Origin of the sequence: Bradyrhizobium sp. Mp19 (assembly GCF_029952935.1) — a bacterium.
GTDB classification, from domain to species: Bacteria; Pseudomonadota; Alphaproteobacteria; order Rhizobiales; family Xanthobacteraceae; genus Bradyrhizobium; species Bradyrhizobium elkanii.
In genome coordinates this window covers 1-14,582 of sequence record NZ_JASAUT010000076.1, presented here as the reverse complement: position 1 = coordinate 14,582, position 14,582 = coordinate 1, and the positions used below count along the sequence as shown (strand labels likewise).

The 14,582-nt window shown below is 57.4% G+C and carries 9 protein-coding genes; 7 read left to right on the top strand and 2 right to left on the bottom strand.

Annotation, left to right across the window (positions count from 1 at the left end):
• Positions 1–41 precede the first annotated feature (41 nt).
• The 6 genes from trpD (at position 42) to QJT82_RS40610 (ending at position 8,556) form a co-directional block, all read left to right on the top strand.
• Complete coding sequence (gene trpD, locus QJT82_RS40635; RefSeq protein WP_016842012.1) at positions 42–1,043, top strand: anthranilate phosphoribosyltransferase; 1,002 nt, start codon at positions 42–44, stop codon at positions 1,041–1,043.
• A 263-nt stretch (positions 1,044–1,306) separates the two neighbouring features.
• Positions 1,307–1,489 carry a hypothetical protein gene (locus QJT82_RS40630; RefSeq protein ID WP_075968510.1) on the top strand — a complete coding sequence of 61 codons (183 nt, stop codon included), beginning with the start codon at positions 1,307–1,309 and terminating at the stop codon, positions 1,487–1,489.
• Positions 1,490–1,753: 264 nt separating this feature from the next.
• Positions 1,754–2,278 carry a flavin reductase family protein gene (locus tag QJT82_RS40625; protein ID WP_085964790.1) on the top strand — a complete coding sequence of 175 codons (525 nt, stop codon included), beginning with the start codon at positions 1,754–1,756 and terminating at the stop codon, positions 2,276–2,278.
• A gap of 743 nt (positions 2,279–3,021) precedes the next feature.
• On the top strand, positions 3,022–4,146 hold the full coding sequence (locus QJT82_RS40620; protein WP_028343550.1) for a M20 family metallopeptidase: 1,125 nt from the start codon (positions 3,022–3,024) through the stop codon (positions 4,144–4,146).
• Between the two features lie 1,388 nt (positions 4,147–5,534).
• Positions 5,535–7,070, top strand: coding sequence for a long-chain fatty acid--CoA ligase (locus QJT82_RS40615; RefSeq protein WP_026192383.1), 1,536 nt, complete (start codon positions 5,535–5,537; stop codon positions 7,068–7,070).
• A 184-nt stretch (positions 7,071–7,254) separates the two neighbouring features.
• Positions 7,255–8,556, top strand: a complete 1,302-nt coding sequence (locus QJT82_RS40610) for a peptide ligase PGM1-related protein (RefSeq protein WP_240536980.1) — start codon at positions 7,255–7,257, stop codon at positions 8,554–8,556.
• Positions 8,557–8,762: 206 nt separating this feature from the next.
• Here QJT82_RS40610 and QJT82_RS40605 read toward each other — a convergent pair whose 3' ends face one another.
• A complete protein-coding gene (locus tag QJT82_RS40605) occupies positions 8,763–9,440 on the bottom strand; it encodes a 2OG-Fe(II) oxygenase (protein WP_016842020.1) in 678 nt (225 codons plus the stop codon).
• A gap of 23 nt (positions 9,441–9,463) precedes the next feature.
• Entirely contained in the window at positions 9,464–10,591 is a 1,128-nt protein-coding gene (locus QJT82_RS40600; protein ID WP_016842021.1) for a GFA family protein, read from the bottom strand.
• Positions 10,592–11,730: 1,139 nt separating this feature from the next.
• Between QJT82_RS40600 and QJT82_RS40595 the strand changes: the two genes are divergently transcribed.
• Positions 11,731–13,083 (top strand): MFS transporter, encoded by a 1,353-nt coding sequence (locus QJT82_RS40595; RefSeq protein WP_016842022.1) that lies wholly within the window; start codon positions 11,731–11,733, stop codon positions 13,081–13,083.
• The last annotated feature ends 1,499 nt before the right edge of the window (positions 13,084–14,582 follow it).

Here is a 14,582-nt window from a genome sequence, read left to right as displayed (position 1 = left end):
CGGACGAGCCTCAGCTTTGGACAGGGATCGTGGAAAGTTCGATGGAAGCGCTCAAATCGATCATTGGCAAAGTTGCCAGCGGCGCCACTCTGACGCGTGAGGAAACCGCGTTAGCCTTCGACAGCATGATGTCGGGACACGCGACCCCATCGCAGATCGGCGGCTTGTTGATGGGAATGCGGGTTCGCGGCGAAACGGTCGAAGAAGTTACCGGTGCAGCCTCGGCGATTCGGGATAGAATGCCGCGGGTCGAGGCGGCATGCGATCCCATCGATATCACTGGCACGAGCGAAGGCCCCATGTGGTCGGTTAACGTGTCGACATGCGCCTCCTTTATTGTTGCCGGGGCCGGCGTTCCTGTTGTCAAGACCGCCAACCGCGATGTGTCCTCAGGTTCGTGTGCCGCAGACGTGTTGGCGCGCCTCGGCGTGAAGATCGACCTTGAGCCTGAGGCGGTTGCGCGTTGCGTGCACGAAGCTGGCATCGGCTTCATGTTTGCGGCGCCCCATTATCCGGCGATGCAGCGCGTTGGCCAGATTCGGACCGCACTTGGGACCCACACGATTTTCAATCTAATCGGACCTCTGTCCAATCCGGCCAGAGTCAAGCGGCAGATGATCGGAGTATTCTCTCGCGAATGGGTCCAGCCTTTGGCGTATGTATTGAAGAATCTTGGTGCGGAATCGGTATGGGTGGTTCATGGCTCGGACGGACTCGACGAAATTACCCTTACCGGCCAAACCTTTGTTGCAGCCCTAGAGGCGGGTACAATCCGCACCTTCGAAGTGACGCCGGAAGAAGCCGGTCTCCGCCGCTGCCGCAAAGAGGCGCTGGACGGCGGCGATGCCGACGCGCTCCAGGGCATGCTCGATGGTGCACCAAGTCGATTTCGCGACGCCGCGCTTTTGAATGCGGCGGCGGCTTTTATTGTAGCCGGCCGGGCCTCGACGCTGCAGGAAGGCGTTGCACTTGGGAGAGATTCGCTTCATCGCGGCGCCGCGGCCGCCCGACTGAAGCGACTGATCACGGTTTCCAATGCGTGACAGCCGAGTTGGTCGATGTTCCAACATTCTGATCAAGACCAATGCTCACAAGTGCGAAGGGACAGCAGGCGCAAACGCGCGCTGCTTCTGCGAGCTTTCGAAGACGTTGTTGCCATCTATCCGCGTACTGATCAAACAATTCGCCTTAACCACACGGCGCGAGAGTCCCCTTCTTTATCGGCAAGAGCCTGTTGCGGCACACAGTTGAAGTCGGGGACCGCGACGAAGCGCTCGTGCGCTGCGCAAAAGGAGATCATCGGGAAATGTCCTCACAGGATATGGAAACACTCGGATCTATTGCAACGATAGAACACATCATTCGAAAGTTTCGGGAATTGATCGACACAGACGGCTCGATTCCGCCGGAGCTACGAGGTGCGCTGCACGCGACGCTCGATGGGCATCTTCTCGATGCGAAAAAGCGTGCTCTGTTGAGAGTAAATTAGCGTGCCTATGCTGCTACATGCGAAAAAAACTCCGGCCGGACTGTTCCCCGTCGCGATCGACGCAGCGGGCAGGATCGCCGCTGACACGTCCATCAACAGGGCACTCCCAAGCAGGAAACTTCCTCGCGCTGAGATGCTCGGTGAGAGGGGCAGCCATTGGTTGCGCAATGCGACACCGTGCGCCCGATAGCAGGCGCAAAGGAATCAAGGTCATCCGCGCGTAACGGAGACACCAGAATTGGAGTAAAACTCCAGAGGCAGGTCATGAGCTACCCGTCCCCTCCTAGGATTCGTGATATTCCATCTGTCCAAGCGACCGAGTTCCGTCAGGCCATGCGAAATCTGGCGAGCGGTGTCGCCATCGTGGCGACCGGAAAGGCCGCCGAACGACGTGGACTGACGGTTAGTTCGGTGACCTCCATTTGCATGGAGCCCCCGTGCCTACTCGTTGGCATAAAAGTCGGCTCCGAGACGCATGACGGGATACTCGCCAGTCGCAGATTTGGAGTCAGTCTTCTGCGCAGCAACCAGGAGGACCTTGCGCTACGTTTTGGCGGTCAGGAGGGTGCGAAAGGTGTTCATCGCTTCGATACCGCGCCCTGGAAACAGGGCATCTTCGATGTACCGCTATTGCCAAACGCGTTTTGTGCGCTCGAATGCGTCCTGTACGACCACAAGGTGATTGGCACACATACCATCTTTATCGGACGAATTGTCGCGACCCGGGTCGGCCACGGCAATCCATTGATCAACTTCCGGGGCGCGCTTCGAACCCTGCTGCTTGATTGAGTGCGATTTCCCTTTGCGGCGTTCACGCGCGCCTGCACGTGTTAAAAATCGATGACCTGCATTTTCATGATCTGCGTCACGAAGGCACCTATCGTATTTTCCCGCGAGCCGCGATCCCCGCGCCAGCACAAAAGGTGAGCTACCCGCTCAAGCTGGACGACCTATTGATGCGAACAACGCGCCCGAGGCAGGCTTGGCACAAGAGGTCGGAATCGGGCGCGCTGATTCGCCCCCCAAGCCGAGGTTAACCGGGATTATACTCATCTTGCGAAGTGAGTATAAAAACGCTCGACGCCGGGTTCCACCTCGAGCACGAACTCACGAGATTGCTCGATGGCGAACCGAGCCGCTATTTTGCGTCGGCATGCGCGCCGGAAGACGCCACTGATCTTGTCGCCGGCCTTGGCATCGACGTGTTCAAGGCCAGTGCGCGCAGACATCCTCGCGGAAGAGTATTGGGAATGCAAGCTGCGCAGCTATCGGAGGAATTGATCAGAACAGCTACAGTTCACGAGACAGCAACGGCTCTCGAGCTTGCATGTTGGAGCCTACCAAGTTTGGTAGCTGTTTATTTCAACCCGCGTAGCATCATTGCCTGCGGCAAGACTTAGACTTCAGAGGCCCAGCTGACCCACAACGTTGGCGACTCTGAAGGTCTTCGCGTTAGATCATGATGCGATCAAATGGATCCTATCACGATTTTCTGCGAACGATGAAGGTCGAACTCAAAGGGCGTCAGATCTATGTCCAGCAACCCATTCGAAGCCGCGGTGATTCTCGACGGCATCCGCCGCTGGGTCGAGATCGAGTCACCAACGGAACGGCCGGACCAGGTCAATAAACTGGCTGATCTCGTCGCGTCGGGCTATCGTGACTTGTCAGTCAGCGTCGACCGCGTTGCGGGACGCGACGGCTGCGGCGATCATTTGGTCACACGCTCGTCCTGGGGCCAAGGCGTACCGGGCATTCTCGTGCTGAGCCATCTCGACACAGTTCATCCGATGGGGTTCATCGAGCGCCTGCCGTTCAAAGTCGAGGGCAACAGGGCATTCGGCCCCGGCATTTATGACATGAAGGGTGGTGCCTATCTCGCGTATCACGCGTTCCGGCAGGTTTGCGCCGATGATGTCCGCCCTCCGCTCGGCGTCACCCAACTTTACGTATCGGACGAAGAAATCGGTAGCCCGACCTCGCGGGCATTGATCGAGGCCGAGGGCCGCAAGGCCAAGTATGTGCTGGTGACCGAACCCGCGCGCGAGGGCGGCAAGATCGTCACCGGACGCAAAGGCGTTGCGCGCTTTGAGGTCTTCGTCAAGGGCACGCCGGCCCACGCCGGTGCGCGCCCCGAAGATGGCTGCAGCGCGATCCGGGAACTTGGCAATGTGATCCAGACACTGGAGGCGATGAACGATTTTAAGCGTGGCGTCACCGTCAATGTCGGCGTCGTCCGTGGCGGCAGCAAGTCCAACGTGATCGCCGAGGAAGCCTATGCGGAAGTCGATATGCGGGTGCCGACCATGGCTGACGCCGACGAGTTGGTTCCGAAGATCCTCGGCGTCACCTCACGTACCCATGGTGTCACCGTGAAGGTTATCGGCGGATTGAACCGGCCACCGTACGAAAAGCGCAACGCCGGCGCCGCACTTTACGAACACGCCAGAAGCCTTGCTGCCGAGCTCGGCTTCAAGCTGCTCGATGTATTCAGCGGTGGCGGCTCTGACGGCAATTTCACCGCGCCGCATACCGCAACCCTCGACGGTCTCGGCGTCGACGGCAAGGGCGCCCATACGCATTATGAGCAACTCTACATTTCGTCGATCGAGCCGCGCGCCCGGCTCCTCTATCGCCTCTATCAGACGCTGCAATGATCTTCGCTCCAGTGGAGCCGACGACCGCGACGTGCACCAGATGACGGCACGCTCGCACAATCGCGCGGCTCGCTCGAACGGCGCAAAGGGGTCAGCTACCATCAGGCCGGCTTGTCGAACACAATCGTCGGATCTCGCCCTGGGCTTGCCGCGTCAGCGCCCGACAGATGCGCAGTGAAGCATTCAATAAGGCACAGCGGACGTTACATCCGCTATGGCTGCGAAGACGACGGATGCCCGATCGCGAACGCGCGGGCTTTTCGACAACAGCCTCGTCGCTTGCGAACCTCGTCTCAAGCGACTTTCTGACGCAGACCCTGGCGCAGAATTGCGGTCGACACGACACCGCTTGGCAGCGCCTTACCGGCAAACCTGAGAGCTTTGGCATGCTCCGCGGGTTGCCCAAAAGAGCTTGAATCGCACGTAACGTTAAGTTGTACGATCCCTAAATCGCCGCGTGTCTCGTCTGCCGTCAGAATCGTGAAGGATTACGAATGTCTCACCTCGTCAGAACATACGCTGAGTGTTGGTCATGATCCTCATTCCCGCCAGCAAATCGGTCGAGATGCTATGCAGCGAGTCTTGATCGCAGTACCGCGGCTCGCAGGTAGTTGTGAACGCCCCGGCATTCCAGAACCAATACTGTGCGGCTGCCCCAAAGCGAGGCGCCAGCGAGACGGTGATGCCGGAAGGGATCGGCGTACACCTCGATCCCGAGCCCTCGCAGGGCGCCGCCGCTTCCCGCATTTGCAACCGAACGGCAAGACGACCGCACCGAACTCACCTCGGAGAGCCAGCATTTGGTTCGATTCACACCACTTTCCCGATGCTGGTGGAAGCTTATCCTCGCGCAAGTGTGCGACGGCCCATGCGACTGCGTATCTTTTCAAGAAACTTGAGCTGCAAGTGTCGCTCGGCGTGACTGGCGCGGCATCGGAAGAGATGGCGCGATATCGCGGAGCAGCAAGTTGAAAGAGCCGGACGGCGTCAGGAAGGTCCTGCTGATCGACCACATTGAAGGCCAATGCCGAGCCATTGTCGGCTTCAAAGATGGAGATCCAAGGTCGGCATATATGTGCGGCGAGCCTGTATGTCAAAGACCAGGCAAGAAACAGTCGTCATGGTGCACCTATCACTACGGGCAGATGCACACGACTGCTTCCGAGCAAAACAGAGCAAGTGGATCAAGTGCCTGATACCTCGAACAGTGTCGATCGTTCGCTCCCCATGACAGCCATCAAGAACCGCTCCGTCCTGCTCGGGCCGCGGGATCGTAACCTGGGTAATGGGTACCCGAAGCACTCAATCGAGGTCTGGCGAAGTAGATCCGAACTCCGGCTGAACTACATCGGAACCAGCGTCTCTTGCGAAGCTCACGGAGGATGAGTTTGGATCTCTGCACATTGATTGAGCGCAACGCTGCGTATGCCCCCGACAAAGCCGCGCTCCGTTTCGAGGGACACGCTCTGAGCTACTCGGGCTTCAATCGACGGATCGGGCGTGTCTCTTACGCCCTCAAGCGCCAACTCGGCATCAAGAGGGGTGACCGGATCGCGATCCTCAGCCTCAACCGGCCTGATTATCTGACATTGCTCTATGCCTGCGCGCGGCTCGGCGCAATCCTCGTTCCATTGAATTGGCGCCTTGCGGCCGCAGAGCAGCTTTTCATTCTTTCCGACTCCGGAGCAAAAGTGCTCGTGCTTGAACAGGCATTTAACGCCGTCTTGCCGGCTCTGACGCGGCAACTTCCCGATACCTGCCTCGTCGGCCTGGACTTCGCGCCGCCCGGCGGAAGCAAGTTGGACGACGTTCTGGACGAATGCTGTGGTGACGAACCCACTCCAGATGCGGATCTGTCCTGCCCGGTTCTGATCGTCTATACTTCTGGCACGACAGGGCGACCTAAAGGCGCTGTGCTGCGTCAGGACGCGTTGCTGTGGAACGGGGTTATGAGTCAGCACATGCATGACCTAACCTCGACTGATCACGCCCTGACTGTTTTGCCGCTCTTCCACGTCGGCGGCCTCAATATCCAAACGACGCCCGGTTTGCATCATGGCGCGACGGTAACTATCCAAAGCCGCTTTTCGCCAGAGGCAACGTTTGATGCATTCGAGCATGACCGACCCACACTTGCAGCCCTGGTCCCTGCCATGATGCAAGCGCTCACGGACCATCCGCGATGGGCAAGCGCGGATTTATCCGCGCTCAAAGCAATCTGTACCGGATCGACGATGGTACCTCAGCGCCTTGTCGAGCGCTTTGCGAGGCGCGGAGTGCCAGTCTTACAGGTTTATGGTGCGACCGAGACCTCTCCCATCGCGGTCTATACCAAGCTCGGCGCAGATCTCGCACCTGACGGCGCAAGCGGCCTGCCTGGCCTTTGCTGCGAAGCAGCCATCATCGATGATGTGGGCACCAAGTTGCCGCCCGGGACCCCAGGCGAGATCGTAATACGTGGACCCAACGTCTTCTGCGGATATTGGGGCGATCAACAGGCAACGCGTGAGGCCTTTAGTGATGGTTGGTATCGCACTGGTGACATCGGCCGCTGCGATGCCGACGGATATTTTTGGGTCCGTGACCGCAAGAAGAACCTGATTATCTCCGGCGGAGAGAATATCTATCCGGCGGAAGTGGAACGTGTGCTCATGGGCCATCCGGATGTCGCCGAATGCGCCGTCGTCGGTCGACGGGACCCACGCTGGGATGAAGTCCCGATCGCCTATGTGGTCAGGCGACCCGGGTCCCGGATCGCAGCCGAAGCGCTGCTGACGCATGTTCAATCGCAGCTCGCCCGTTTTAAGGTACCGCGCGAAATCATATTTACGCACGAACTGCCAAAAACGGCGTTGGGCAAGGTCCAGCATTTCATGCTGAAGGAGCTCGATACGCAGTCAAGCCCGGAAGGAGACAGCGATTGAGAACCGCGGATTGGTTGGCCGTAGTTCCCGACTACACCACAGGAGATATCGAGGCAGCGCAACACCGCCTTCCGGTCGGTACCTCCATACGATGCGTCGCGGCGAACTCATCGTCGCTGGCATGGTGGTCTATGCTTAATCACGCCAGGCGTCTGGGAGATTGTCGTTGCCTCGGATCTTAATCATGAATGCCGGGACAGCTCAAATGTCCGGTGGCGATCTAACAGCAACTCAACTGTCCCTTTCCGCCAACTCCGCATGCCGGTCTGCCTGGTTTGCACAGGAGGGTGACCTAATAGTCTCTCCGGTAGCAATCCCGGCAGACCTGCTATCCTTCATCGGCGCGACGCTCAATTTCGATGCCTCGAGTCTCTCGACGCTTGTGCCTGACGACGCCCGTGAATCGCTGATTCTCAACGATTGCACCCTGCTATCCAATGCTTTCGTCGAGCGACTCAACAGCCATATTCGCCAGAAATCAACTTGGAGAATATCTGCCTGCTACTCTAGTGAAGGCGTAGCGCGCTTGGCGGAGCTGCTTGGCATCCCGCAGAGCGGGGACGAATTCGCTTTGCAGCGAGGGCCGGATCTCTTGAACCGCAAGAGCCACTTCCGTCAATTGGCGACAAGTGTCGCGCTCCCACTGCCCAGTGGATGCGCGACCACAAACCCAAACGAACTATTCAGGGCGGTCACCTCCTTAAGGTCAGAGACCGGCAACGTGATCGTCAAGTTGGATAATGGAGCGGGCGGAGTCGGCAATGTTATCCTGACCGGCAACGAAAGTGGAGCACTTCCTGGGGCGAGAGATACCCGAACGGTTGCTTGGCCATCGTTTGATCCTCAAGCACTTTGGTCTGAGATGATCACAGCATCCTGCAAGACATTGGTCATTGAATCGTACCACTTGGCTCGCGCTCCGTTCTATCTTGAGTATGAGATAGAGGAGGATGGTTCCATCGTTTTCATCAACAGTGGAAGCATCCGTCTACGTCGCAGCGAAGACCGATCCGAACGAGCGCTCATCTGGACAGGGCTCGAGCTTCCAAGCGACCTGACGAATGAGCAATGGTTGGCTGCACAGGCGCACGCCTACCGATTTGTCGAGCTGGCGCGAACCTTGGGGTATCGCGGAATGATCAACATTGATGGCATTTTCGCGAGCGACGGCCGGCTTTTCTTTAACGAAGCGAACGGCCGGTGGGGCGGAGGGTCAGTGTTACATAGTATTGCCGTCCGGCTGCTGGGCATCGATTATTCCAGTCGCCACGTCATTTCTTCCGTAAGAAACGTTCCATTATGTTCTCTCCAGGCCGCGCTTGATCGCTTCGTCAGGTATGGATTTCTATTCGATGGCACACGCAAGGAGGGCGTGATCCCGCTTGCCGTCGATCAAGAGGCAGGCACCGTGGAGTGCCTGGTGATCGCGCGCGATAGGTCAACTGCCCGCGATCTGCAGCACCGGTTATTGGCAATGGCCAACTGAAATCACAGACCTCTTAAACTCCTCCATTCGTTCGAAGCCCCCCCGTATCCGAAACCTGTGCTTGACACCCGCTGCTGGGAACGTCAGGGGAGTGGTTGCCTTTTTCGCTCGAAGTAGACCAACCGTGAACTTCCGAATTAGGCAGCGTCTGCCAGAAGCTGGCCCGCGTCCTCAACCCGTTCGAAAGCCGTTTCCGCTAACGGTCCTCACAGGCCGTCAGCAGTGTTTTCGATGATCCGGCGATTCGCGCCGCCGCGTTTTGAACAGAAGTACACCAGCGATCGGCGCTCGCCAGCGTGCACAGGCTTCACCTCATGTCGGATCCTACATGTGGTGACAACCACGGCCCCAAACGGCGGTCGAAATACCTGCTGTTCGTACGCGTTCGGATAGACCACGAACTCACCCCCCTCAAAATCCCTCGCGAGTTGCACAATCACGGAGTACTCGAAGTCAGGGTCGCTCTCAGCGTCTAAGTGGATGCCAACGAACGAACCGGGAGGCAATCGATGCATTTGGCATCGGCGAATCACGTAATCTGACGATGCCCCCAAGATCTTCTTCAGCGCAAAGCTGCGGTCTTTCCTCTCAAGCAATTCGATGATCTGCCCCGGAGCTTTGCCATGCACATTGGTCGGAGGGCGGCCCGGCGGATCTACCCTCACCCGCTTCACGAAGACATTGTGCGAGTCGCCGGCATCTCCCACCCGCACCTCTTCTTCGGGAATCTCCATCTGGAGCTGATCGATCCTCGCCAAATCATCTTGGGTGAACAATGTCTGAGGGGCGATTACGACCGTACCCTTCACCAATAGCTCTATACGGTATTTGGTGAGAGCCTCTTCTGAAAGCAGACGAGATCTATCGTTCATTGCGCGCGCCATGCGACTTCACTCCAAGTTTGATCTTAACTGGTGGCTTCCCAATCCTCGCGCGTCGGGCGGAACGCTTCCTCCCAATGCTCGCCATCGAACTCTTCTATTGTTATGTTTTCGATCGTTCTCTTATCCAAGCACCGAATGTTTACGCTGAAACCCGTGGGGTTCGATCGCGGTCGATAGAATGGCTTTACGCCGCAAATCCGGCAAAACGTGTGACGAGCGATATTCTTGTTAAATTGATATGTATTGAGAAACTCTTCGCCACACTCAATTCTGAGCTTATCGCCGGATACAAGCAGGTGCAGAAACCCGGACATTTGGCAGATGGAGCAGTTGCATCGAACTGCGGAGAGCTCTCGCGGCGCTCGGACGTAGAACTTGACGGCACCACAATGACAACCGCCGTGATGTTCGATCTCCGCAAGACCATCTTCCTCAATTGAGACAGTTTGCAGCAGATCGCGGCACCACTGTAAGCTGAGCCGATAGGCTCGATCGAATTCATCCAAAAAACGACGATTGCCGTCAGCAGGCACAACTTCGCGAATGAGCCGGGTTGTCATTTCTCCGTGATACTTCTCGGCGGGATCCACGCCGCCGACATGAGTGCGGAAGTACTCCAGATCGTCAGACTGCGCATCAAAGGTTTTGACCAGAGTGGTCCACAGTGACTGGATCATTTCCGCAGCATGCAGCTCAAAAGCGACCATGTAGGCGCAGCGCACGACCGGATCTTTCGCTGACAATCCGGCATAGAGGGAATGCAGGTACCGCTTCGTTGTGGCGCTATAATTCGGCTGTATCGTTCTACCGAGTAGTCGCGATGCATCCTTTCTCAGCAGGTTTGAGTGGAAATCTTCAGTCGCCAGAATATCGGGTAGCGCCGTCTTGCCGCCTCGCAGAACCCGGCCATAACCGCCCGTCTCATCCCAACAGATGAAATTTGCGACCACGCTGGTTAGTTCAACATCCCTAGGAAGGTCTCGGTTGCGACGCATCGCATCAAATATGAGATCCTTTTGCGAGCCTGCCTGCAGGTAAGGGAACGCCTGTGACATCGCCAAGTATTCCGGCAGCAAGCTCGCAACTTGGCGTTTAGACATCTCCGCAGCGAACGGATGCAGGCCAAACAGATTTCGCGCTTGCTCAGTCAAGTACTCGCAGACTATCTGCGAAGGTCGATCCAGTTGAACTTGCGACGCTTGAGAAGGCCTCATTTGAATCCTAACCGTGGAGAGAATGATGTTTGAGGAGCACTTTCGAAGGCCACCAACTTGGTCCGACGGGTTTGCGGTCGCGTTCGTCATACAGGCGAACTGCTCCCAACCATCTTTGCGGTCCCAGGCAGGGCCATCAGGGATCAGTCCTGTACATGAGCGCGTCGATAGGAACATGTCGGTAGATTGAAGCCACCACCCTCTCGCGTTGGATTTCCCTCCACGAGCAATCCAATCCCGCGAATGACCAAACGCGCCATCCATCATTTGCTGAAGTCGGATCGTAGCCATGTCGTTCTGTGAGCCAAGGAGTTGCCAGACATATTTGTCTTCCTAAGACCGCTTGGCCTCCGACTTTTCACCTGCGACCTGTCGTGGACGGATCAAGCATCCACGGTTGCTATTCACTGCCTGCTCATCGCATCCCCTGCGGACTTGATTTGGCATTGCCGAGACGAACCACATCCAGCGGGCTCTTCGAGGCCTGCAGCTACAATCTACGTGACATTGCGGCTGCCGGCCGAGAACGATTGTCTCAAGGCAAAGGGACCGCCGCTGCCATTCGCCCGTTCTGCGTGCACTCGTCCAATATCCTGTGTTCCTGCACGCTTGTAGCAATTGCTATGCCAACCTTGCACTACGCGGGTCAATGTCTGAGTACGAACCGGTAACTCAATGGTAGTGTTTTGAATCTGGCGGGAATTTACGCGCAGTTAGAAGCCGAACAGTGAAGGCGCGTTACCGAATCAGCCGATACCATCCGCGGTGGACACAGAGCTAGTGAAACGCCAAAGATTGCGCGCACAGCTACCTCGTAGGTGACCGAGCGGAACCTCATGCCTTGATTTCGTCTCGAGCAGGCGGGACTTCTGGCGATTGATGTCGGGAGCGCTTGCGTCTCCAGGAACGAATTCAAAATTTGTGCACCAATGGAGCGTCGCCGAAAATAAGCCGAAAAGATCAGGCGCCTTCCGGTTGGTCGGTAATCTCTCTAAGAGAAAATCACGGCCTGATTGCAATTGGGCTGGCGTGAGGTTTTCCGCAACCGGCCATTTCAGACGGGAAGGAAACTCGCTGTGTCACAAACGCTCGTTCAGCAAGCGACAGTCAAATCGCGGATCAACGCCATTCTTCGTGCAACCAGCGGCAATTTTCTCGAGCAGTTCGACTTTTTCTTATTTGGCTTTTACGCCAGCGCCATTGGGAAAGCTTTCTTCCCCTCGGACAACGAAACCGCCTCATTGCTCAACACCTTTGGCGTGTTCTGGTTGGGTGCCTTAATGCGTCCCGTGGGGGCGATCGTACTGGGAGCCTATATCGACAGGATCGGCCGTCGCCAAGGCCTGATCATCACGTTATCGATCATGGCGGTCGGCACCGTGATTATCGCCTTCTGTCCCAGTTATGCGACAATCGGCATTGCCGCCCCCATCATTGTTCTAGCAGGACGACTGTTGCAGGGATTCTCCGCCGGCGTCGAGGTTGGCGGCGTTTCGGTCTATTTGGCGGAGATCGCGACCCCAGGCAATCGCGGTTTCTATACCTCTTTTCAATCGTCCAGCCAGCAGGTCGCGATTTTTGTCGCAGCGATCGTGGGCTACCTACTGAATGAATCGATGCCGCTCGAAGCCGTCGCCTCCTGGGGTTGGCGCATTCCGTTTTTTCTCGGTTGCCTTATCATTCCTCTTATCTTTTTCCTTCGTCGGACGCTGGAGGAGACCCCAGAATTTTTGGCGATGAAGAAGCATCCCACGGCGCGCGAGGTCTTTGCCTCGGCGCTCGTCCATTGGCACACGGTCGTTCTCGGGATGATGATGGCGATCCTGACCACGACGACTTTCTATTTCGTCACCGTCTACGCACCGACGTTCGGCAAGACCGTCTTGAAGCTGTCCACCCAGGATGCGCTCTTGGTGACCCTCCTGGTCGCGGTGACCAACTTCATCTGGAATCCAATTGGCGGTACCGTTTCCGACCGTATCGGCCGCAAGCCAGTCCTGCTGGCCATTGCCGGCCTTGCGTTGATGACCGCCTATCCGGCTTTGAGTTGGTTGGTAAGCGCCCCCAGTTTCGGCAAGCTGCTTGCGGTGGCGATGATGTTCTCGTTCTACTTTGGCACCTACAGCGGGACTATGCTGGGTGCTCTCGTCGAGATCGTGCCTGCGCATGTGCGCACAACCTGCTTCTCCCTGGCCTTCGCTTTCGCGGCGGCCCTGTTTGGTACGTTTACGCCACTCGCCTCTACTTGGCTCATTGAGCGAACTAATGACAAGGCTTCACCCGGATTCTGGCTGATGTTTGCAGCTGCTCTCGGTATCATCGCGGTACTCACCATCTATAGGGGAACCCCCAAGCCATCGAGAGCTGAGAAGCCTTCGCTTCGGAAATCGCCCGAGAGCGCTTTGGGCGTGCAAACAGCATCTCGCTAGCACGTGATCCTAACCACTGACGTGTCATACGGCCTCGATCGATGCGCAGAGCCAGAGTTCGCTCAGCGTATCGACGCGGGGCTAGGAGCCGTATCGCATGTCCGACATTGTCGGAAGCCAGACACGAGCGATGACTGCATATCTGACACTTTAAAAGTAAGCTGTTAGAGTGCCACGTCCTCGGTGATCCGCGTACACGGCAAATCACCATCCAACATTGACACCAGGCCTCGGCGGGCGCTGGATGTCGGCTGTGAACGTTGGAAAGTCCAGGTCTGGAGACCGCCTTGTGGACAGCGGACGGTTCCATCATCGCGGATGTGCAGCAGGTTGGGTAGCAGCAGCAGGCCGTGATGGACGTTGTCGCCGTCCGGAATCCGTGCCCGCGCGACAGTCCGAGCTGTATCGTGGTATAGAACCCCGGCACCGTGTGCTCGGATCGATATCGTCCTCGACGTCGCGCCGTCGTCGGCCCGGACCGATCGGGCGCCCCCTCGAGGGTGTTACTGATGTCGTTGCGGCGCACGCGCGCGCTGGTAACGCGGCAGAATAGCCGGTGAGCATGGGAGCGCTTATGGCGGCGGGATGCCGATTGACGCGAGCCTGACGCGATCGCTTGATGGTCTTCAAGCGGCATCGCCGCTGACGTCATCGAGATGCAGCCTTATGACGCCGTACTATCCGGCGACCTGTGCGGTCCGATGGTGCACCATCTTGCACTATTCAGGCGGGGCAGTTTGCGCCGCCGCAGCCTCGTGGTTTGCTCGGACACGATGCGCTCCCGCACATCGGTCAGCGGACTGCAGGTCGACTCACGGATTTTGCCATGTCCAGGAGCGACGTCGGGCCGCTCAGTTCTCGACCGCCTTTGCTGCCGCTGAACAAGGCAATGCGTCTTGTAATCGGACGCATGGAACGCGCGACGTTCACCGCCATCAATTCTCTAGGCTGGAGTTGACCGGCCTGCAGGACCGCCCTGTGTCGGATCCCGCTTCTGCTCCGCCATATGCGATAGTCGTCACCGCAGGGGAATATCTCTGTACCGAAGGCCGCAACCGCTAATCGGCAGTCTTCGATGACGCTGCTCAATCAAGTACGACAGCCATGTCAGCATTCCGAAATCAGCATCTTCTGATGTCGCGGTTGTTACGAAGGCCGGGCTCAAAGAGCGCAAGCTACCCGGTCGCAATGAGACCGGGATTCCATCTGATGGCCATACAGTTCCAAAGTCCCTTGTGAGGATGGCTGTCCGAATGCAAGCGCTTTCCTTGCCGGAGATCCTCCGCTGGCAGTTTCGACAATCACATTACGCGAGAAACACAACCTTTCCGCTACTTCCGTGCTGGCCCATATCCTGCATCGCGTGCAAATGTGAGACAAGAGAGCACCGAAGATGAGAGTTACGTTTGCGCCTTTGCCGTCAATCAAGTCGGATCGTAGCCATGTCGTTCTGTGAGCCAAGGAGTTGCCAGACATATTTGTCTTCCTAAGACCGCTTG

Excerpts from the sequence above, each read along its gene's own strand:
- QJT82_RS40610 (WP_240536980.1), top strand. The coding sequence starts at position 7,255 with ATGAATGCCGGGACAGCTCAAATGTCCGGTGGCGATCTAACAGCAACT.
- QJT82_RS40625 (WP_085964790.1), top strand. The coding sequence starts at position 1,754 with ATGAGCTACCCGTCCCCTCCTAGGATTCGTGATATTCCATCTGTCCAA.
- QJT82_RS40620 (WP_028343550.1), top strand. The coding sequence starts at position 3,022 with ATGTCCAGCAACCCATTCGAAGCCGCGGTGATTCTCGACGGCATCCGC.
- QJT82_RS40605 (WP_016842020.1), bottom strand. The coding sequence starts at position 9,440 with ATGGCGCGCGCAATGAACGATAGATCTCGTCTGCTTTCAGAAGAGGCT.
- trpD (WP_016842012.1), top strand. The coding sequence starts at position 42 with ATGGAAGCGCTCAAATCGATCATTGGCAAAGTTGCCAGCGGCGCCACT.
- QJT82_RS40630 (WP_075968510.1), top strand. The coding sequence starts at position 1,307 with ATGTCCTCACAGGATATGGAAACACTCGGATCTATTGCAACGATAGAA.